This is a genomic window from Nocardioides sp. YR527, assembly GCF_900101045.1.
Classification (GTDB): domain Bacteria; phylum Actinomycetota; class Actinomycetes; order Propionibacteriales; family Nocardioidaceae; genus Nocardioides.
Window position 1 is genome coordinate 107,794 of sequence record NZ_FNFN01000008.1, and the last position, 19,821, is coordinate 127,614.

Annotated in this window: 17 protein-coding genes; 8 read left to right on the plus strand and 9 right to left on the minus strand. The window is 69.6% G+C overall.

What is annotated here, in order from left to right:
• Nucleotides 1-147 precede the first annotated feature (147 nt).
• On the plus strand, nt 148-2,373 hold the full coding sequence (locus tag BLT25_RS23070; protein WP_091051071.1) for an MBL fold metallo-hydrolase: 2,226 nt from the start codon (nt 148-150) through the stop codon (nt 2,371-2,373).
• Nucleotides 2,374-2,383: 10 nt separating this feature from the next.
• Here BLT25_RS23070 and BLT25_RS23075 read toward each other — a convergent pair whose 3' ends face one another.
• A complete protein-coding gene (locus BLT25_RS23075) occupies nt 2,384-2,833 on the minus strand; it encodes a MarR family transcriptional regulator (protein WP_091051075.1) in 450 nt (149 codons plus the stop codon).
• A 60-nt stretch (nt 2,834-2,893) separates the two neighbouring features.
• Between BLT25_RS23075 and BLT25_RS23080 the strand changes: the two genes are divergently transcribed.
• Nucleotides 2,894-3,478 (plus strand): hypothetical protein, encoded by a 585-nt coding sequence (locus tag BLT25_RS23080; protein WP_091051078.1) that lies wholly within the window; start codon nt 2,894-2,896, stop codon nt 3,476-3,478.
• Nucleotides 3,479-3,494: 16 nt separating this feature from the next.
• Here BLT25_RS23080 and BLT25_RS23085 read toward each other — a convergent pair whose 3' ends face one another.
• From BLT25_RS23085 to BLT25_RS23095, 3 genes are all read right to left on the minus strand, one after another.
• Nucleotides 3,495-4,265 carry an enoyl-CoA hydratase/isomerase family protein gene (locus tag BLT25_RS23085; protein ID WP_091051081.1) on the minus strand — a complete coding sequence of 257 codons (771 nt, stop codon included), beginning with the start codon at nt 4,263-4,265 and terminating at the stop codon, nt 3,495-3,497.
• 76 nt (nt 4,266-4,341) lie between these two features.
• Nucleotides 4,342-5,691, minus strand: a complete 1,350-nt coding sequence (locus tag BLT25_RS23090; RefSeq protein WP_091051083.1) for an ATP-binding protein — start codon at nt 5,689-5,691, stop codon at nt 4,342-4,344.
• On the minus strand, nt 5,688-6,365 hold the full coding sequence (locus BLT25_RS23095; protein WP_091051086.1) for a response regulator transcription factor: 678 nt from the start codon (nt 6,363-6,365) through the stop codon (nt 5,688-5,690). Before BLT25_RS23095 ends, BLT25_RS23090 begins: the two co-directional genes overlap by 4 nt.
• 79 nt (nt 6,366-6,444) lie before the next feature.
• Here BLT25_RS23095 and BLT25_RS23100 point away from each other — a divergent pair, with 79 nt between their 5' ends.
• Nucleotides 6,445-6,771 (plus strand): PepSY domain-containing protein, encoded by a 327-nt coding sequence (locus BLT25_RS23100; protein ID WP_091051088.1) that lies wholly within the window; start codon nt 6,445-6,447, stop codon nt 6,769-6,771.
• 14 nt (nt 6,772-6,785) lie between these two features.
• Nucleotides 6,786-7,547 carry a hypothetical protein gene (locus BLT25_RS23105; RefSeq protein WP_143033833.1) on the plus strand — a complete coding sequence of 254 codons (762 nt, stop codon included), beginning with the start codon at nt 6,786-6,788 and terminating at the stop codon, nt 7,545-7,547.
• Nucleotides 7,548-7,594: 47 nt separating this feature from the next.
• On the opposite strand, the gene BLT25_RS23110 is transcribed toward BLT25_RS23105, so the two are convergent.
• Nucleotides 7,595-9,487, minus strand: a complete 1,893-nt coding sequence (locus BLT25_RS23110; protein WP_091051091.1) for a right-handed parallel beta-helix repeat-containing protein — start codon at nt 9,485-9,487, stop codon at nt 7,595-7,597.
• A gap of 231 nt (nt 9,488-9,718) precedes the next feature.
• Here BLT25_RS23110 and BLT25_RS23115 point away from each other — a divergent pair, with 231 nt between their 5' ends.
• Nucleotides 9,719-10,483: a FadR/GntR family transcriptional regulator gene (locus BLT25_RS23115; protein WP_218131456.1), complete on the plus strand. Its 765-nt coding sequence runs from the start codon at nt 9,719-9,721 to the stop codon at nt 10,481-10,483.
• A 63-nt stretch (nt 10,484-10,546) separates the two neighbouring features.
• Here the strand turns inward: BLT25_RS23115 and BLT25_RS23120 are convergent, their stop codons facing one another.
• The 3 genes from BLT25_RS23120 to BLT25_RS23130 are packed head-to-tail and all read right to left on the minus strand — an operon-like array spanning nt 10,547 to nt 13,692.
• A complete protein-coding gene (locus tag BLT25_RS23120) occupies nt 10,547-11,419 on the minus strand; it encodes a carbohydrate ABC transporter permease (RefSeq protein WP_091051093.1) in 873 nt (290 codons plus the stop codon).
• Nucleotides 11,416-12,393 carry a carbohydrate ABC transporter permease gene (locus tag BLT25_RS23125; protein WP_091051423.1) on the minus strand — a complete coding sequence of 326 codons (978 nt, stop codon included), beginning with the start codon at nt 12,391-12,393 and terminating at the stop codon, nt 11,416-11,418. Before BLT25_RS23125 ends, BLT25_RS23120 begins: the two co-directional genes overlap by 4 nt.
• 39 nt (nt 12,394-12,432) lie before the next feature.
• Nucleotides 12,433-13,692 carry an ABC transporter substrate-binding protein gene (locus BLT25_RS23130; RefSeq protein ID WP_091051096.1) on the minus strand — a complete coding sequence of 420 codons (1,260 nt, stop codon included), beginning with the start codon at nt 13,690-13,692 and terminating at the stop codon, nt 12,433-12,435.
• Between the two features lie 216 nt (nt 13,693-13,908).
• On the opposite strand from BLT25_RS23130, the gene BLT25_RS23135 reads away from it, so the two are divergent.
• The 3 genes from BLT25_RS23135 to BLT25_RS23145 are packed head-to-tail and all read left to right on the plus strand — an operon-like array spanning nt 13,909 to nt 17,105.
• Complete coding sequence (locus tag BLT25_RS23135) at nt 13,909-14,895, plus strand: hydroxyacid dehydrogenase (RefSeq protein ID WP_091051097.1); 987 nt, start codon at nt 13,909-13,911, stop codon at nt 14,893-14,895.
• Between the two features lie 18 nt (nt 14,896-14,913).
• Entirely contained in the window at nt 14,914-16,353 is a 1,440-nt protein-coding gene (locus BLT25_RS23140; RefSeq protein WP_091051100.1) for a hypothetical protein, read from the plus strand.
• Between the two features lie 2 nt (nt 16,354-16,355).
• On the plus strand, nt 16,356-17,105 hold the full coding sequence (locus BLT25_RS23145) for a sugar phosphate isomerase/epimerase family protein (protein ID WP_091051102.1): 750 nt from the start codon (nt 16,356-16,358) through the stop codon (nt 17,103-17,105).
• A gap of 4 nt (nt 17,106-17,109) precedes the next feature.
• On the opposite strand, the gene BLT25_RS23150 is transcribed toward BLT25_RS23145, so the two are convergent.
• Nucleotides 17,110-19,773, minus strand: coding sequence for a right-handed parallel beta-helix repeat-containing protein (locus BLT25_RS23150; protein WP_176884195.1), 2,664 nt, complete (start codon nt 19,771-19,773; stop codon nt 17,110-17,112).
• Nucleotides 19,774-19,821: the final 48 nt, after the last annotated feature.

Consider the following 19,821-nt stretch of genomic DNA (forward strand, 5'->3'; position numbering starts at 1 on the left):
ACGCCTCCAGCATGCGTGTGACCGTCGTCATACCCGGCCGGCATCACGTCAGTCCGAAACGGGCTTGGACGCCTGTTCCGCGCCGTTTCTAGGCTGCGGATCCAGCGGCCTCCCTCCCGGGAGAGCCATCGCGGAGAGGGCAATCGCATGGGCATGGAGTTCGATCGGCGTTCACTCTTCAAGGTCGGCGCGAGTGTCGCCGGCGGCGGCGCGCTGGCCGCGAGCGGGCCGGGGATCCAGCAGGCGGCAGAGGCCGCCTCGGTCCCCGAGCGAAGGATCACACGCAACGGGGTGGTGGTCGGATTCGTCGTCGGCGAGCCCAAGGTCGTCGACCAGGGCACCCAGGCGGTCGTCGAGGTGCCGGTGCTGGCAGAGGGTGGGAGCCGGCTGGCGGTGACCCAGCGCGTACGGCCCAGCGCCGCCGAGCAGATCGCCGCGGGCATCACCCAAGGCACTCTCGTCGACTTCGTGGTCAAGCGCGGCGAGGTCGTCGTGGACGACGACCAGACCCAGCCCTTCCACACGGTGCTGACCAAGTCGGCGAGGCCGGTCTTCGCGACGCAGAAGTACGGCCCGGAGCTCGCCCCGCGCGACGGCAGCCCGGGAGCGATGGTCGCCGCCGGCTGGGTCTACGCCAAGAGCGCGCGGACCATCACGATCGGCGACGGGCGGCAGGTCACCGAGGACATCGGCGGTCGCCCGCTCCCCCGGCCGAGCAGGCGCTACGAGGAGACCTACCGGGTCGCACCTGATGTCGAGGTCTACCGGGTGGACACGTCGAGCTGGGCTGCCTCGCAGTCCTCGACGTTCGCCGCGGTGCCGGTCACGCGCGACTACGCCTACAGCACAACGAACCGGCAGGCCGTGTTCGTCGTCTTCGACCGCGACTTCCGCGACGCCGACGACGCCCGGGTGCGCCAGATCTTCTACTTCACGCCGCAGGACGTCTCCGACGGCAAGCCGGTGTGGGACGTACCCACGCAGAGCGACCTGCTCACCGACAAGGGCGTCGACCCGGTCTCGGGGCAGCGCTACGTGGACATCGTCGCGACCGGGGTCGCCGCCGCGCCCTACACCCGCAGCACCGAGCCCTTCGAGATCGTGCCCGACACCTTCTACTTCGTCGGCGACAACGAGGTGTCCTGCTACCTGTTCAACACCGACATGGGCACCCGGAACCGCCGCGACAACCGGCTGGTGCTGCTCGACACCGGCTGGCCCAACAGCGGCTACCAGTACTGGAAGAACATCGAGGCGATGGGCTTCGACCCGCGCGACATCGACGACATCATCATGGCCCACGGCCACGGCGACCACTACGGCACCACGGTCGAGCTGGTCACCATGATCGAGAACGCCGGTGGCAGCGTGCGGCTGCACTCCCCGCGCGAGGACATCGTCGGCCTCGGGCAGGACGCCGTCGGCAACACCTGGAATCTACCGCCGGCGCTGCCGGCGAGCGAGACCCTGATCCGCGAGCGCAGCGACTTCCTCGTCTACGACGAGTGGATGGACTTCGGCAACGTACGGCTGATGCCGTTGTGGTCACCCGGCCACACTCCCGGGTCGGCCTCGTTCGTGTTCGAGGTGAAGGACCCTCGCGACGGCAAGCGGCTGACGTTCGGCTACATGGGCGGCTACGGCTGGAGCCCGAAGATCGTCTCACCGACCAACGGCTGGCAGCGACTGGGCTTCCCCTACAACCTCGCCTGGCTCCAGCAGCGCGTCGCACCCGACTACGTCACCGGCCAGCACGCCAACCAGTTCCCGCTGGTCGAGATCTACCAGGCCCTCAAGGCCCACAACAACGACCCGGCCAACCGCGACCGACAGCTCACCATGCTCGACGCGATGGTCCCGGGCGAATGGGTGAACTACCTCGAGAAGAGGTACGCCACCGCCACCAACGCCATCGCCGACACCCAGCCCGGCTACCAGAGCATCGAGACCTACGGCCCCTTCAAGCCCGGCCGCGAGAACGGCGCCCAGGACGTACGCGTCCGGCTGGTCGACGGAGGTCAGGTGCAGCACGGCTACGACCGCGCGCTCAACCGCAACCCGCGGATCCCGCTCCTGGCCGACGGCATCAACATCAAGATCGACAGCTTCGTCCACGACCCCGACGGCTGGTACGTCCAGTTCGAGCTCGATGTCCTCGACTCCTACGGAGGTTTTCTCCCCGGCGTCGGCCCCGTGGAGTCGATCCGCCCCGAGGTCACCGAGATCCTGCGTACGCAGCGTTTCGGGAGCCGCGCAGAGGCGGAGGCCGTGCTCGCCACCGTCAGCGCGGGCGGGACCTACCGCGTCGACCTGACCCCGGCCAGCGCCATCGTCATCCCCACCGACGGCTCCCCCGTTCTCGAGGCCGACTGACGGCGCCGTCTCATCGCTCCTCCGACTCCAGGCGTTCGGTCTCGAGGCGTAACGCCTCGATCACACCGGTGACCCAGCGTCCGATGGCGGCGAGCTCGTCCTGATCGAAGCCCTGGTTCATCTGCTCGATCCGCTGGGCGAGCCCGGCCGCCGTCGGACGCGAGGTCTGCTGGAAGTGTGGTGTGGTGCGGATCCGGAACGACCGGCGATCGCGGGAGCTGCGCTCGCGGCGTACGTAGTCCGCGGCGACCAGCTTGTCGACGATCTTGGTGACGGCCGCGTTGCTCAGCCCGGTGGCGGCGGAGAGCTCCCCGGGGGTGATGCCGTCGGGGTGGCGGGCCACGAGGTCGAGCATCTTGTGCTCGCTGTTGCCGACACCCAGCCGGCGGGCGATGGCCTCGTGGAACATCACCACGTGAAGGCTCAGCTCCGAGCCGAGCCGGTCACCGTCCTCGGACATGCGCTCACGTCCTCACCTAATTTGTTTCACCATAGTGAAATAACAGGCTAGTCTCCGGCCATGAAGATCGAGCTGTCGCCACCCCGGGCGACCACGGAATCCCTGACCTTCGCCGGCGCCCTGCTCCGGTGCTACGTCGCCGCCCTGCTCGTGGGTGCTCCGCTCGCCGCGCTGCTGCTGACCCCGGGACTCATGCGCAGCCGGGTCGCCCTGGTCCCCGGGATCACCTCGTTCGGCATCGCGGGATTCCTGGTCCTGTCGTTCCTGCTGATCGCGGTGGGTCCCCGGCTCTCCGCCCGGGTCGCACCCGGTGCCGGCTGGCGGCCGGGCCTGGTGCGCAAGGTCGGCCCCGCACTCCGCCGCGAGCTGCCTCGTCAGTGGTGGGGCCGGGCCGGTGAGGCCCTGCTGATCTTCGTCGCGTCCCAGCTGACCGGCGGCTTCATCGCCTGGATGATGCCCTACATCTGGGCCGACCCGGCCTCGACCGACGACCACGTGATCTGGGTGCTCCACTACCCCAACTACGCGACGCAGGCGATCTCGATGTACCTCGTCATCTGCCTGGCGGCCGCCTGGTTCGGCACCCGGCTGCGTCAGCTGGCCGTCGACATCGAGTTCGTGGACCACGGACAGCCGGTCTCGTAGCCGGTCCGGCCGACGGCTAGCCCCGCAGCACGGCGCGGAGCCGACCCACCTGGGCGGTCCGCTCGGCCAGCCGCTGCTCGTCAAGACTCCTGGCCCGCGCACCCGCGAGAAGCTCATGCGTACGCCGCACCGCGGTCGCATCGTGGGCGAGGAGCGCTGGGACCAGATCAGCGAGAGTGGCGTCGAGCTCGGCCGGCGACACGACGCTCTGCGCGAGGCCGATCCGCTCGGCCTCCGCGGCGCCGACCTTGCGGGCGGTGGCGCAGATCTCGAGCGCTCGCGAGTAGCCCACGGCCTCGACCAGCGGCTTCGTGCCGGCCAGGTCGGGGACCAGCCCCAGCGCCGGCTCCTTCATGCAGACCCAGGCGTCCTCGGCCATGATCCGCAGGTCGCACGCCAGCGCCATCTGGAAACCGGCGCCGATGGCGTAGCCGTCGACGACGGCGATCGAGATGAACCTCGGGTCGGCCAGCGCCACGAACGGCCGCTGGTACTCCCCGATCAGGTCGACGACCTCCTGGTCGCTCCGCGCCAGCGTCGCGACCAGGCTGCCCTCCACCTCGGTCTGACCCGGGTCGACCAGCGACAGGTCCAACCCGGCCGAGAACGTGCCCCCGGCACCGCGCACCACGACGACCCGCACCTCGTCCGGGAGCGACTCGAGGAACTCCGCGATCGCCGCCCACATCGCCGGATGCTGCGCATTGCGTACGTCAGGACGGTCCAGCAGCACGGTCGCCACCGCACCGTCGATGCTCAGAGCGACACCTGGCTCGTTCACGTTCATGGCTTCGCTGATCCCTTCGGGCCGGAGTACGTCGGACGACGTGCGGCCACCGTAGTCGAGCGGGTCGGCCTCTGGACTAAGGGGCAACCACGGTCGGCGATGCGAGCACCAGATGCACATGGGTGCGGTCGCCGACGTGCTCGACGTCGATCGAGCCGCCGTGCGCCCGCGCGATCTCGCGGACGATCCGCAGACCCTGGCCGGAGGGCCCGGACCGCGGCCAGAAGTCCTCCGGGAGGCCGTCGCCCTCGTCGGTGACCGTGACGACGGCGCCGCCGGACGTGGCGCGGACCGCGACCTCGATGTCGCCGGCGCCGTGCCGGATCGCGTTGTCGACGAGGTTCGACAGTGCCCGGTCGAGGTGGGTGATGTCGCCGCGTACCTCGACAGGTCGCGGCGCCGTCATCTCGATGCCCCGGCTCCCGGCGGCCACCCCGAACCGCTCCACGACACGTGCGGCCAGGGCCACCAGGTCGACCGGGCGCGACTCGACCCGCAAGGACGGACCCTCGGAGCCGGCGCGCTCGAGAAGATCCTCGGCCAGCGCGATCAGGCGTCGCACCTCCTCCTCGACCGAGCTCAGGGCGACCCTCAGCTCCTCGGGCGTCCTCGGCCGGGCCAGCGCGAGCTCGATCTCGGTGAGCATCAGCGCGAGCGGCGTACGCAGGTCGTGGCTGGCATCGGCGACGAACCGGCGCTCCCGCTGCAGACCGTCGTCGAGCCGCTCGATCATGGCGTTGAGGGTGAGCGCCAGCCGGCGCAGCTCGTCGTCGGCCGCCGGAACCGGGAGCCGTTCGCCGGCGCTGCGCGCCGAGATCGTCGCCGCGCGGGCGCGCATCCGCTCGATCGGCCGCAGCGCCGCGCCGGCGACCAGGTAGCCGAGCCCGCCCGCGACGGCGAGGGCGAGCGGACCGGCGATCAGCAGCTGGTTGCGCAGCGTGGTGAGGGCCTCGTCGGCATCCTGTCGCGACGTGCCGACGACCAGGTAGTCCTCCCCGACCGGCCTGACCAGCAGGAGGAGACGCTCCCGCTCCGGGTCGCGCCGTCCCGCCGCTGCCGCATCGTCGTCGAGGACCGTCGCCGTCCGCTCGACCCAGCCAGACCGGCCGGACCGCAGCGAGGCGGCGTCCAGCAGCGGCTCCGCGACGAGCCGCGACGAGACCCGTACGTCACCCCGTGGACCGATCACCTGGGCATGGACCTCGCCGCCGAGGCCGGCGACGGCGTCCCACCGGTCGTGGCCACGCTCCGCCTCGAGCCGATCGGCCTCGGCGGCGACCGAGTCGCGCAGCCGGTCGTCCAGGGCAGCGCTCACCCGGACCTGGACCAGGACGCCCAGGCCGGTGACCGCGACGGCGGTCGCCGCCAGGAAGGCGAGCGCGACCCGGACCCGCAGCGGCCACCACGCCGGCGACCAGCGCGTCACGACGGCTCCGCGACGAGCCGGTAGCCCACGCCACGTACGGTCTGCAGGGTGCTCACGCCGAAGGGCCGGTCGATCTTCGCGCGCAGGTAGCGGACGTAGACGTCGACGACGTTGGAGGTGACGTCGTGGTGATCGCCCCAGGCCAGCGCGAGCAGCTGCTCACGGGTGAGGACCTGGTCGCGCCGGCGCATGAGCGCCTCGAGGAGGGTGAGCTCCCGGGTCGAGAGCGACAGCTCGGTCTCCCCGCGCCAGACCCGGCGCTCGGCCGGGTCCATGTGCAGGCCGCCGACCTCCAGCAGCACCGGCCGCGGCACCGGACCGCGCCGGGCGAGGGCCCGCATCCGGGCCAGCAGCTCCTGGAACGCGAACGGCTTTGCCAGGTAGTCGTCGGCTCCGCTGTCCAGGCCGGCGATGCGGTCCGCCACCGCGGTGCGCGCCGTCAGCATCAGGATCGGGATCCACACCCGCGCAGCCCGCAGCCGACGACAGACCTCGAAGCCGTCGATGTCGGGCAGCATGACGTCCAGCAGCATGACGTCGTACTCGCCATCACGTGCCGAGGCGAGCGCCTGTGTGCCGGTCGCGACGGAGTCGACCACGCCGCCACGCTCGGTGAGCCCACGGGCGACGAGCGCGGCGAGCTTCTCCTCGTCCTCGACCAGCAGCACCCGCACACGCTCATGCTAGGTCCGCGGATGAGCGCCGGATGAGAGACTCATCCGCCCCTCATCCAGCCTCCGTAGCGTCGATGCCATGAAACTCACCCGCAAGCGCATCGCCGTCGTCGTCGCGGCCGCGGCCGTGGTCACCGCCGGAACGGTCGGTGCGGCACGTGCCCTCTCCAGCGACGACGAGACCCACGAACAGCCCATCCCCGCCTCCGAGCTCGATCAGGCCGAGCAGGCCGCCCTGGCCGAGACCGGCGGCGGCACCGTCACCGCGACCGAGGTCGACGACGAGGAGAGCAAGTACGAGGTCGAGGTGACCCTCGACGACGGCAGCCAGGTCGACGTCCAGCTCGACGAGAACTTCCAGGTCGTCGGCACCGAAGGTGACGACGACTCCGGCTCCGACGACTGACCCGAGGTCGTACGATGCCTCGCCTCCGCCATCTCCTCGTCTGCTGCCTCGTGGTGGTCGCCGGCTGTGGCACCGAGGGGCTCCCGCAGGCGGACGACCCGGTCGATCTCGATCCCGCCGAGTTCACCGCCGACATCACGAACCCGTGGTTCCCGCTCGAGCCGGGAACCCGCTGGACCTACCGCGAGACCACCGAGGACGGCGAGACCGTCGACGTCGACGTCATCGCCACCTCGGTGACCCGCGAGATCGCCGACGGAGTCACCGCCCGGGTCGTACGCGACACCGTCACCCGCGACGGCGACATCATCGAGGACACCCTCGACTGGTACGCCCAGGACGCCGACGGCACGGTCTGGTACCTCGGCGAGGACACCGCGGAGTTCGAGGACGGCGAGCTCACCACCCGCGAGGGGTCCTTCGAGGCCGGCGTCGACGGCGCCCAGGCGGGTGTGATCATGCCCGCCTCCCCGGAGGTCGGGATGACCTACCGGCAGGAGTTCTACGAGGGCGAGGCCGAGGACAACGGCGAGGTCCTCGCGCTCGGCCGCCGGGCGAGCGTCCCCGCCGGCGAGTACGACGACCTGGTGAAGACCGCCGACACGACCCCGCTCGAACCCGACGTGCTGGAGCACAAGCTCTACGCGCGAGACGTCGGGCTGGTGCTCACGGTCGACAAGAAGGCCGGCGGTCGCGAGGAGCTCCTCGCGGTCACGCACGTCTCCCCCGCGGAGGCACGTCGTGCCGGAGAAGCGCCGCTGGGCGAGGCGTACTGACCGCAGGCCCGGCGCGATGCGCCGGGCCTGCGGTGGTGGGGCTGCCGTCAGGAACGGGCCGCCGCGATCTGCGCGCTCACGTCGTAGGGGAACTCCGAGGTGATGCCGATCTTGTCGTACTCCATCTTCGAGGCGTCGAAACCGTCGTTCCAGTTGCCGTTGGTGACCTCGTTGCACTGGTAGGACTGGTAGGACTGGTCGGTGGTCTCACCGACCTCGATGTTGGTGAAGGAGAACCCGCAGCCGCCGGCGTCCATGTGGATGCCGCGCGTGCCGGAGTCGGGCATCTCCCCGACCGGGTCGGTCAGTACGTCGCCGATCACCATCTGCTCCACCGTGTTCTTGACGGGGTGCGGATCCTGGTTGGCCACGCCGTAGGTGTAGAACGCGCCCATGTCACCGGAGTCGAGGCCGGCGTTCTGGATCTCGATGTAACGGAAGGTGTTGTTGTCGGTGTACTGCTCGCCGTCGACGACCTCCGGACGCGACTCCAGGCTGATGCCGTACCGCGCGGAGTGGTTGACGAAGATGTTCTCGACCAGGTTGTTGCCGGTGTCCATCAGCTCGACCCCGGACGCGTCGCCGGGCACCAGCTCGCCGATGTGGTCGATGAACACGTTGGAGATCGTGTGCCCGTGGCTCAGGTCGCCCTCACCGGGCCAGCCACCCTCGATCTTGATGGCGTCCGCGCCGATGTTCTCGAACCAGCTGTTGGTGACCTTCAGGCCCTCGTTGGCGAACAGGGCGTAGACACCCATGAACCCGGTGTCGGAGACGTGCAGGTTGGTGAGCGTGATGTCCTTGGTGTTCTCCAGCGTGATCGCGCCGAACCGGTTGCGCGGCATCTCGATCTGCCGGTCGTACTCGGGATACTTGTGCGCGTCACCCGAGTCGCCCGCCGAGATCCACCCCGAGCGGTACCAGTCGGTGAAGTCGCTGTGCTGCAACCCGATGCCGTCGAAGGTGATGTTCTGCGCCCGGCGCTCCGGCGTCGCACCCTTGACGTCGATCAGCTTCTTCACCGTCGGCGCCATGATCCGCACCTTGCTGATGTCGCCCTTCGGCTTGTAGTAGACCTCGTTGTTGGCGTAGTCGAAGTAGTACTCGCCCGCCTGGTCGAGGAACGGCAGCGCGTTCTGGATGAAGTAGCGCGAGCCGCCGCCGCTGTTGACCAGCGCGTAGCGCGTCCAGTACTTCAGCGTGGTGAAGCCCTTGCGGTAGTCGGCCCCGCCGATCGGCACGATGTCGGTGAACCAGCTCCAGGAGCCGCCGGACCACACGGTCAGCTGGGCGTTGGCCAGGGGGTTGCTGGTCGGGGTGTCGTCCCATGCCGGGTCCCAGTCACCGTCCTCCCAGTAGAGCCACTGCCGTACGGCCTCCTTCTCGGGCTCACCGAGCTTGGAGAAGAGGTACGGCCCGTGGGAGTCCACCGACCCGCGGTTGGGGTAGCGGGCGACCTCGGCGCGCGCACCGTCCTCGAACAGCGTGTAGAACCGCTGGCCCGGCTCGACCTTGGTCTTGTAGATCCCGTCGCGGAACGGCTCCCACCCGGTCAGCTCCTTCGCACCGGTCAGCACCGCCTTGCCCGGCCCGTCCACCGACCGGTAGACGACGTCGTGGCCGTTGCTGCCGCTGTCGCGGTCATCGAGCTCGAGGGTGGAGTCCACCTGGTACTCGCCCGCCCGGACGTTGACCGTGACGTCGCAACCCATTCGAGCATTGAGCTTCTTGTCGCGAATCTGGTCGCGAGCACGCTCCAGGGTTGCGAACGGCGCGCTCTCCGACCCGGCCGCCTTGTCGCTGCCGTCGGGCGAGACCCAGAGAGCCTTGCACTTTCCTCCCGCCGCGTCGGCGGTTCCTGCGGTGACCGCGAAACCGGTGACCGCGACGACGGCCGCCGCGGCCAACGCGCCCAGGCGGCGCGTCATTGGTTGCTGCATGGTCCGTTCCCTTCTCTATGGGGGCGGAGCGCCCGGCGAGAGACAGAAGGACCACCCAGGGGTGGCCGTGCGGCCTCCGAGACGAGCTCCGTGTGACATGCGCCACCCTACTAGGGTGATGTCATACATATGACGTGTCAAGCCTTGGCTGGATGATGAGATGTCTCGAACGTCGACGCGGCACGGCCATGTCGCCGCTTCGGCGACGTACGATGTCCTACACTTCCGGGTATGCCGCAACCGCTCTCACGGACCACCACGGTCCTCTCTCAGCCGCGTGACCGGCAGCCGATGCTCGGCGTGGTGGTCGTCGACGAGCTCGTGGACGCGATCGTCTCCGGGCGCCTGGCGCCGGGCGACGCACTGCCGCCCGAAGGACCGCTCAGCGAACAGTTCGGCGTGAGCCGCACCGTCGTCCGCGAGTCCGTGAAGCGCATCGAGGAGAAGGGCCTGGTCACGATCGCGCGTGGGCGCGGCACCGAGGTGCGCCCCATGACCGCGTGGAACACGATGGACCGAGTGGTCCTCACCGCCCTGATCAAGCACGACGAGACCCTGGGCATCCTCGACGAGCTCAGTGTCGTCCGTGCCCAGCTCGAGTCGGTGATGGCGGCGGAGGCCGCCCAGCGCCGGTCGGAGGAGCAGGTCGCCGAGCTCGACCAGGCGATTCAGCGGATGCGGGAGAGCACCGCCGACGAGGAGGTCTTCCGCGCCGCCGACGTGGCCTTCCACGAGACCGTCATGGAGATCTCCCGCAACAGGCTGGCCAGCAACATCGCGCGCACGCTCATGGACCGGGCACTGGAGAGCTCGCGCTACCACGGGGTCGACACGCCCGACGCGTTCGCGGTGACCCTGCGCGAGCACGAGGCCGTGCTGGCCGCGATCTCCGAGGGCGACGCCGTCCGCGCCCAGGACGCGATGAACGACCACATCCTCGAGGCGTGGCGCCGCCGCCGGCTGCCACTGTCCGACGCCGGCGACCGCAAGGACTGAACCGGTCGCAGAACGAGGCTCGATGGCGTGGGGCGGTGTCGCGCCCACGCCATCGAGCACAGGTCAGCCCTTGACCGCCCCGGCGGCCATCCCGCTCATCACCCAGCGCTGGGTGAGCACGAAGATCACCAGGATGGGCAGCACGGCGAGCAGGAGCGTCGGGAACACCTGGGTGTAGTCGGCGGAGTACTCCCCCACGGACGCGTAGACACCCGTGGTGACCGTGTAGAGGCCCGAGCCGGGACCCAGGATGAGCTGCGGACTGGCGAAGTCGTTCCACACGCTCAAGGTATTCAGGATGAACACGGTCGCCAGGATCGGTTTCATCAACGGCAGGATGATCGTCCACAACGTCCGGTAGGGACCAGCGCCGTCGATCGCCGCCGCCTCGTCGAGCGAGGAGGGCAGCATCCGGATGAACCCGGTGAAGACGAAGATCGTGAACGGCACCGTCGCGGAGGCCATGAAGAGCACCAGACCGGGGAACGTCGACATCAGCCCGATCGCCCGGAGCACGAAGATCACCGGCACCAGGATCACCTGGGTCGGGATGAACATGCCCGAGATGAAGAACAGCAGCGCCGCCCCGAACACCGGGCGCGGGGAGCGCGCGATGACGTACGCCGCCGGCGCACAGACGCCTATCGAGACCAGGTTCACGCAGATGACCAGCGCGATCGTCACGGCGTAGCCGAACGCGATGTCGAAGTCCGGGTTGTTCCAGGCTGCAGCGAGATGCTCGAGCGTGAACTGACCGGGCGAGAGCGAGAACGGCCGGCTGATGATGTCGCGCTGGTCCTTGAACGCATTGACGACCAAGAGGTACATCGGCACCAGCATCACCACGCAAAGTGCCGTGACCGTGGCATACCAGAACGGCGTACGCCGCTCGCCGGTCGAGCTCCGCCGACCGGTCAGGGCTTGCAGCGCGCTCATGCCTGCGCCCCCTGGTCGTGACGGCGTCGCAGCGCGAGCACGCCGAACGCGAGGAACGCGGCCACCAGGATGAGGACCACTGCCTCGGCCGAGGCCAGCCCGACCTGCCGCTTGGGGAACTCCACGGCGAGGATCTGGTAGGCGAAGGTCTTCGTGGATCCTGCCGGTCCGCCGCCGGTCAGGGAGACGACGACGTCGTAGGTCTTGAGCAGCGAGATCATCGAGGTGATCAGGGCCACCGTCACCGAGGGCGCGAGGGCCGGCCAGGTGACGTGGCGGAAGGTCTGCCAGCGGTTGGCACCGTCCATGCGCGAGGCCTCCAAGAGCTCGGCGGGCACGGCCTGGAGCCCGGCGAGGTAGATGAGCAGCTGGACGCCGAACTGCGCCCAGGCGATGACGAGGATCAAGGTGGCGAGCGCCCAGGTCTCGTCGCTGAGGAACGGGAGTGGGCTGCGGCCCAGGTTCTCCAGCACCGAGTTGACCGCTCCCTGCGGGCCCAGGATCGCCGACCAGAGGAAGCCGACGACGATCAGGCTGAGCACGTGGGGGTAGAACATGACCACCCGGGCGAACGCGGTGAAGCGGGTGGTGCGCCACAGCAGGAGAGCCAGGCCCAGGGCCGCGGCGTTGACCACCATCGAGCCCGCGACCGCGACGATCGCGGTCACCACCATGGAGCCCCGGACGTCGGCGGACTCGAAGATCCGGACGTAGTTGTCGAAGCCGACGATCTCCGGGGTCTGGGTCGGGAAGCCGTTGTAGTCGGTGAAGCTGTAGTAGACGGCGTATCCGACGGGGACGACGAGGAGGCCGACGAAGACCACCAACGCGGGCAGCACCATCGAGGCCTCCACCCACCGCGACGTGCGCGGACGGGAGCCGGATGACCTGCCGGTCGTCCGGCGAGGCCGGGCCCCTCCCTCCCGCGGCAGGTTCGCTGCCGCGGGAGGGCTGTCGGTCTTGCTGGCGCTCATGAGAGCCATCATCGTTCTCCTCGTCGTGGCCCCGAGGGGTCACCCATTCTGTTCGGCCCAGTCGTCGAGCGCCTTCGCGGCGTCCTCGGGACTGGTTCCGGTGTAGAGGCTCTGCACGATCTCGGTGAACTTGTCGTTGAGGCCGACGACGGGCAGGCGGATGTCGCCCGCACCTTCGCCCACAGCCACCAGCGCGGGCGCCTCGTCGATGACCGCCTGGATCTCGGTCGCGACCGGGGACTGCTCGACGGCCGCGCCGGCACGGAACACGCCGTCGGCGGTCAGCTGGCTCTCGATCGCAGCCTCATCGGTCACGAGGTACTCGACGAGCTGAAGGGCCTCGTCGGAGTGCTCGCTACCGGCGTAGACCATGTAGGGGCTGGCCATGGTGGCGCCCTGGGGGCCGGGGTAGGCCATGCCGTCGTCCACCGGCGGGGAGAAGACGCCCACCTCGAAGGGAAGCTCGCCCGCGTTGTCCAGGCTCGCGACGAGCCAGCTCCCGAGCGGGTACATCCCGACCTTGCCCTCCATGAAGTTGGCGTCGGCGGTGGTCGGGTCGAGGCCGACATCGGTCTTCTTGATGTAGCCGTCGCCCAGCCAGGTGGCGTAGTGCTCGAACATCGGCTCGAAGGCGTCGCCGAGGGTCAGCTTCTCGTCGGCGACGGCCGACTGCCACTCGGGCTGCTCGGTGTTGAGCGTGGGGTGCCACAGCTGCTGGAGCTGGAGGCCGGTCTGCCACTGGCCCGCGGTCTGCAGCGGGGTGTAGCCGGCGTCGGCGAGCTGGCCGAGAGTGGCGTTGAACTCGTCCCAGGTCTGCGGCGTGGCCTTGATGCCCGCCTTCTCGAAGGCCGTCTTGTTGTAGTAGACGAGCGACTGCGCCTGGGAGCCGACACCGGCGACCAGTCGCTTGCCGTCGATGGCGTACGTGTCGACCATCGGCGTGTCCTCGACCCAGCTCTCCTCGGAGAGGTCGAGCACCTCCGGGGCGATCTGGTCGTCCGGGAAGATGGACTGCACCACGTCGGGAGCGGTGCCCGCCGCGAGCTGAGAGCTGAAGGTCTCGCCCACGTTGGTGCCGGTCGGGCCCTCGATCTTGACGTCGATGCCGGTCTCGTCCTCGAAGGGCTTCACCAGATCGTTCCAGAAGTCCTTGGTGAGGTTGTCGGTCAGGTTGACCAGCACCCGCACCTCCTTGCTGTCGTCGCTGGCGGCGCCGTTGCCTCCACAGGCAGCGGTCGCGATCAGGGGAAGCAGAACCGCTGCGACAGCACCCGCCCTCCACAAGCGTCGTGTCTCCACAGGAATCTCCGTTTCGTCGTCCGTCGATCTTCATGCGACGGAGGTTGTTCGCGTGGACTCTGGCGATTCGGACTGCCGACCACCGGAGTGAGGAAAGCGCTATCCCGGGCGCCAACGTGACGAAGATAACACATCTTATGTTTAAATGGGCAAGCCCAGATCCGGCCGTTTCCGAAACGGCCCCGACAGCCTCGACGACCCGAGAGGATCCGCCTCGTGCGCGCCGCCTTCGCGATGACTCCCCATCTCCAGCATCGGTTCTTCGATGCACCCCTCCTGGCCGAGCTGGGTGACCTCGTGGACATCGATGCCGACCAGGTGCTGACGTCCTACGACGACCCGGGTGCCGCCGACGTGGAGGTGCTCGTCACGGCTTGGGGCACACCCACCATCGACGCCTCGGCGCTCGCCCGGATGCCACGGCTGCGCGCCGTCGTCCACGCCGCCGGCTCGGTGAAGTACTTTCTCTCCCCCGAAGCCTGGGAGCGTGACCTCCGGGTCACCTGCGGCGTCGAGCCCAACGCCCGCCCGGTAGCCGAGTACGCCCTGGCCGCGGTGCTGTGGGCCACGAAGTCGGTCCTGCCGCTGACCGAGCGGTTCCGTGCCGACCGGGTGGCACCCGACCTCACCGTCGACGACACCATCGACGGTGCGTACGGCACGACGGTCGGCCTCCTGGGCGCCTCCGCCACCGGCCGGGCGCTCGTCGAGCTGCTCGCCCCCTTCGACCTCTCCGTCCTGGTCAGCGACCCGACGATCGACGCGGCCCGAGCCGCCGAGATGGGTGCAGAGCTCGTCGGCCTCGACGATCTCTTCGCACGCTCCCGGGTCGTCTCGCTGCACGCGCCGCTGCTGCCGCAGACCCGGCACCTCGTCGACGCCCGCCTGCTCGGGCTGATGGGCGACGGCACCACCCTGATCAACACCGCCCGGGGCGGCGTCGTCGACCACGACGCACTCCGCTCCGAGCTGCTCTCGGGCCGGCTGCGGGCGATCCTGGACGTGACCGAGCCCGAGCCGCTCCCCGCCGACGACCCGATGTGGAGCCTGCCCAACGTCACCCTGACCCCGCACGTCGCCGGCTCCCAGGGCAGTGAGCTGCGCCGCCTGGGCCGTGCCGCCGTGGACGAGGTGCGTGCCCTGATCGACGGCCGGCCGCCGCTGCGCCCGGTCGACCCCGCCACCCTGGCCACCAGCGCCTGACCACCATCGGAGACCCCCATGACGAAACCTGCTCCCGACCTCGCCCACCTCACCCGCTGGTTCCTGACCTGGGTCACCGATGAGGGGGCGATCAACGGCTTCCACAACCACAGCGTGTGGGGCACCAACCCCGCGACCTTCCTCGACTGGACCAGCGGCCACGCCGCCTTCTCCGCGCCGGCTCTCGGCGCCGTCGCACAGCTCCTCGCCGCGCGGCCCGATGACCGGGCCGCCGAGGTCTGGCGCCGGATGATGCGCTTCCAGAGCAGCGCCCTGCAGGACGACGACCAGTACAAGCACGTCGGCTTCCAGGTCGGGGAGTCGGCCACGACCGGCCTGATCCACAACGCGACCGGCAGCATCGGTCTGCTCCTCGGGCTCAAGCACGCCCGACACCTGCTCGATGACGCCGAGGTCGACCGGATCGTCGACGTCGTACGCCGCAACCTGGTCGCCCTGCACTCCTTCGGCGGCGGCCGCCCGGCCGAGGACGGCACCTGCAACCAGGAGTACGCCCGGGTGTGGGTCAAGCTGCTGCTCTCCGAGGTGACCGGCGACGACAGCGGCCTGGCCGAGATCGCCGAGGACCTCGACCTCCTCATCGCCCGCCACCACGAGCCCGGAGTCCCGGACGCCGACTCCTCGGGCACCTGGCGGCAGGCCGAGGATCGGGTCGCCGGCGGGATCCTCGAGCCCGCGGAGTACTACGGCCTGATGATCGTGCCGCTGCTGCTCGGCCACCTGCGCCTGGGTGAGCAGCGCTACCTCGACGAGGCCGTCCGGCTGTGCCGCCACGTCGCCCGCTCGGCGTGGACCGACGCGGACGGCCAGACCCGCTTCCACCGCTACTGGTACGTCGCACCCAGCACGACCCTGAAGAGCGACACCCCCATGCTGATCGCAGGCATGGGTCTGACGCTGCACGGCATTCGTGAGGTGTGCCGGGTGCGCCCCGACGCCGAGCTCGAGGAGTTCATGGCGCGTTGCCGGGCGACGTACGCGCACTATCAGGCGCCGGCCGGCTACTTCGCCTCGGCGACCCACTGGGGCACCGAGGCCGACGTCGCCCCGAGCACCGCGTGGCACGCCCACGACCTGGTGTTCCTCGCCGACGACGTCGAGGACCCGGCGCCGGACTTCTGGACGACGGTGCTCACGCCCGACGAGCGCCAGTCGGTGCTGATGACCAACCGGGCCGTCTGGGCCGAGCACGGCGTGCACTGGTGCATCCGCAGTCCCCTGACCGCGGGCGACCTCCACCTCTACGGCCGCAAGGACCGGGCGGTGTTCGGGCGCGACTTCTTCGCGTGGACCGACAAGGTGCCGCTCGACGACGAGCTGCGCTACCCCGAGGCGCCGCTCTTCCTCGAGACCAACGACGGCATGCGTCGCGTGGACACCTCCGAGCGCCCCACGGACGTCTCGACGCTGGGCACGACCTACCACGGCGGGCTCTGAGCATGCTGCGTCCCGGGTTGTGCTCGGTCACGGCACGTCATCTCCCGACGGACGGGGTGCTGGAGGCGGCCGCCAAGGCCGGTCTGGCCTGCATCGAGTGGGGCGCGGACGTGCACGCCCCACCGGCAGCCGACCTGCCCGACCTGGCTGCGGCGACCGCCGCGGCCGGACTGGCCGTAGCCTCCTACGGCACCTACTGGCGGGCCACGCCGGACGACGACGGGCTCGCGCTGATCGGAGCGGCCCGGGCGTTGGGGTGCACCCGCCTACGCATCTGGGCCGGCACCACCGGCTCGGCCGAGGCCTCCCCCGCCGAGCGTGCCGAGGTCGTACGCCGCGTACAGGGGCTGGCCGACGAGGCCGCCGGCCACGGGCTCGAGCTCGCCTTCGAGCACCACGACCTGACGCTGGCGGACACCGTCGAGTCCACTCTCGACCTCCTCGCCGAGGTGGACCGGCCGAACGTCGGCACCTACTGGCAGCCCCGGGTGGGCGAGCCGGCAGAGGTGGCCCTGGCCGGGCTGGCCCGGCTGCTCCCGCACGTACGGGCGGTGCACGCGTTCTCGTGGTGGCCACGCCACGAGCGCCTGCGGCTGGAGACTCGGGCCGACCTGTGGCCGCCGGCCCTGGAGATGCTGGCCGCGACCGGGCGGGCGACGGACGTACTGCTGGAGTTCCTGCCAGAGGACGATCTGTCGCTGCTGCCGAGCGAGGCAGGTCGCCTGCGCGAGTGGATCGCGCAGGCGACCTGAGGGCTCAGCCGGCGGCCGGGCCGCCCGGGAGGCCGATGCCCTCCCGGGTGACCAGCCGGTTCCAGTTCGCCACCCACTTCCGGCCGAAGGTCTGCGCGACCTCGCCGGTGTAGCTGAAGCTCAGCGTGTCGAGGTCGAGCCCGGCGGCCTCGAGCGAGGCGGGCTTGCTGAGGTTGGTGTTGATCGCGTCGCTCCACGTGGAGAGGCGATAGGTCGCGGCCGGGTCGGCGAACGAGTTCTCGCCGGCGCGGTACTCGCCGCCGCCGATGATGACCGAGCGGTCGATCGCGTTGCGGGCCGGCACGTAGAGGGAGTTCGGGTTCTCCCACACGGTGGCCCGGTCGCAGCCGTTGGTCGCGGCGGCCGCATAGTCGGCCTTCTTGCAGTCCTCGCCGGTCGCGGTGACGCGCGGGACGTACCAGTCCTTGATCTCCGGGAACACGATCGGCGTTCCGTCGGAGTAGCGGGCCCTGCCGTCGGTGTAGTGACGGTGCCAGCGGGCGACATCCTCCGCGGTGGCCGAGTACTTCTCCCCCGGCCGTACGTCGAGGAACGAGTTGTAGCGGCTCTGCACCACCCAGCCGTTTGGCACGGGAAGACCGGTCTCGCCGTTGCGGTGGTAGAGCTGGTCGTGGCCGGTCTGGTCGACGTCGATGAACACGTTGTCCGTCGCCTTGTTGCTGTGGCCCGACTGGAAGAACACGCCGGAGTGCGCGTTCTTCACGACGTTGTGGTGGAACCGCATCCCCGAGACGCCGTCGTCCATGTAGAACGCGTCGTTGGAGCCACCGATGGTGTCGAAGAAGTTGTACGCCACCTCGTTGCCCAGATAGGTGTAGTCACGCCCGGTGTAGACGACGCCCTGGTCGCCCGCGTTCTTCACCAGGTCGTAGAAGAAGTTGTTGTTGACCTTCATGTCGTTGCCCATGATCTGCACCGCCATGTGGGGCGCGTCGTGGACGTAGTTGTTCTCGAAGCTGTTCCCGACGCCGTAGAGGTAGCCGGCCGGCGTGTAGGTCGCCAGCCGCGAGAAGCGCGCGATCTCGTTGTTGCGGGCCACGTTGTCGCCGCGCTCCAGAGTCTTGCGGTCACCGCCGCCGAGCAGGACTCCGCCGCCGCCGAGATCGTGGAGGTAGGAGTTCTGCACGATGTTGTCGTGGCCGCCGCGTACGGTCTCGTAGTCGGGCAGCGCGGTGATGGACTCGGTGGTCTCGCCGATGCGGATCGCGTCCATGCTGACGTTGGAGATGTCGACGCCGTCGATCAGCGTCTTCTCGGCGTCGAGCAGCTGGACCGCGCTGATCAGCGAGTCCGACATCGACAGGCCCTTCAGCGTCACGCCTGTGGTGCCCTCGAGCCGGAAGATGTTGTCGTCGAAGGCGCGCAGCGTCGCGCTCTTGCCCTCCATCGTCCCACCCGCCGGCTTGTAGTAGACGACGTCGTTGCCCGCGTGACGGTCGATGTAGTACTCGCCCTCGGTGTCCATCTCGGAGAGGATGTTGAGCGCCTTGACCTTGGTGTAGTCGTTGCGGGGCCAGTACATCGAGGGGTACTTGGCGTACATCGTGGTGCCGCTCCAGGAGACCAGCCGCACCATGTCGTTGGCGTAGTTGTTGCCGAGGTAGCCCGAGAGCCACGCCTCGGTCTCGTACGTCGTGTTGTCGACGTCGGTGAGCTCCTGCGGGTCGGCCTGGACCGGGATGTTCGAGTAGGCACCGAAGCCGCGGGTGCCATTGTCGACGATCTCCGGGACTCCCTGCGGAGCCCAGCCCTGGTAGCGGTCGCCCTCGAGCAGCCGGCCACCGACCTCGTAGAGGGGAGGCGTCATCTTGCGCATCTCGTCCTGGGACCAGGTGTCGCGGTCCGCGGGGTTCGCGAGCTGCTGCTTCTTGTCCTCGAACTGCGCGCGCGGGGTGGTCCCGCTGATCGCCCAGTCCGGCTCCATCCCGAACCGGTCACGCAGCGTCCACTGGATGAGGTCGTTGGTCGCCGGGACCTTCCACTTGCCGCCGTCGCCGTAGAGGTAGCAGCTGCTGTCAGCTCCCGTGCAGTCGTTCGGGTTCGGGTACTGCGCCAGCGTCTGGGTCCCGCCGTCGACGACGAGCTCGGGCGCGAAGGGCTGCGGCAGCCAGTTGAACCCGTTCTTGTAGAGGGTGCCGGGATCGATGTTCTCGGCACCGAGGTCGTAGACCCACACGCCCTCGCGCAGGGCCGGCGAGTCGAGCCGAGTGTTCGAGGAGAACCGCGGCTGGGCGAGCTCGTCGGCAGACAGGTCCGCGAGCGGCCGCCAGCCCTGGGCACCCAGCGCGTGCGCGCCCGTGAGGCGGACCTTCTCCCCCGCCGCGGCGCGGTAGGTGACCCAGGAGTGCTCGGGACCGGTCAGGTCGATCGCGTCGTCGAGGACGTACTCGCCGCCGTGCACGATCACCGTGCCTCGGTTCTCCGCGGAGGTACGTCCGGCCAGCGCGTCGCGGGCCGCTTCCACCGTCCGCAGCGGCTGGCTCTTCGTGCCCGGGTCGGCGTCGTCGCCGTCGGGGGCGACGTGGATCGTGAGGGTCCTACCGGCCGCGGTGGCGGGCTGCGTACCGGTGACGAGGACCGTCGAACCGAGTGCCGCCAGGACCACGGCCACCGCCGCGCGGGCGCGGCGTGTCGTGCGAGTGTGCATGTCCGTCTCCTTGAGATATGACGTATGACATGTGTCTAACATCACAGA

Bases quoted from the DNA above. Each gene is read 5' to 3' on its own strand.
- BLT25_RS23070 (WP_091051071.1), top strand. From the start codon at position 148: ATGGGCATGGAGTTCGATCGGCGTTCACTCTTCAAGGTCGGCGCGAGT.
- BLT25_RS23075 (WP_091051075.1), bottom strand. From the start codon at position 2,833: ATGTCCGAGGACGGTGACCGGCTCGGCTCGGAGCTGAGCCTTCACGTG.
- BLT25_RS23080 (WP_091051078.1), top strand. From the start codon at position 2,894: ATGAAGATCGAGCTGTCGCCACCCCGGGCGACCACGGAATCCCTGACC.
- BLT25_RS23085 (WP_091051081.1), bottom strand. From the start codon at position 4,265: ATGAACGTGAACGAGCCAGGTGTCGCTCTGAGCATCGACGGTGCGGTG.
- BLT25_RS23100 (WP_091051088.1), top strand. From the start codon at position 6,445: ATGAAACTCACCCGCAAGCGCATCGCCGTCGTCGTCGCGGCCGCGGCC.
- BLT25_RS23105 (WP_143033833.1), top strand. From the start codon at position 6,786: ATGCCTCGCCTCCGCCATCTCCTCGTCTGCTGCCTCGTGGTGGTCGCC.
- BLT25_RS23110 (WP_091051091.1), bottom strand. From the start codon at position 9,487: ATGCAGCAACCAATGACGCGCCGCCTGGGCGCGTTGGCCGCGGCGGCC.
- BLT25_RS23115 (WP_218131456.1), top strand. From the start codon at position 9,719: ATGCCGCAACCGCTCTCACGGACCACCACGGTCCTCTCTCAGCCGCGT.
- BLT25_RS23120 (WP_091051093.1), bottom strand. From the start codon at position 11,419: ATGAGCGCGCTGCAAGCCCTGACCGGTCGGCGGAGCTCGACCGGCGAG.
- BLT25_RS23125 (WP_091051423.1), bottom strand. From the start codon at position 12,393: ATGAGCGCCAGCAAGACCGACAGCCCTCCCGCGGCAGCGAACCTGCCG.
- BLT25_RS23140 (WP_091051100.1), top strand. From the start codon at position 14,914: ATGACGAAACCTGCTCCCGACCTCGCCCACCTCACCCGCTGGTTCCTG.
- BLT25_RS23145 (WP_091051102.1), top strand. From the start codon at position 16,356: ATGCTGCGTCCCGGGTTGTGCTCGGTCACGGCACGTCATCTCCCGACG.
- BLT25_RS23150 (WP_176884195.1), bottom strand. From the start codon at position 19,773: ATGCACACTCGCACGACACGCCGCGCCCGCGCGGCGGTGGCCGTGGTC.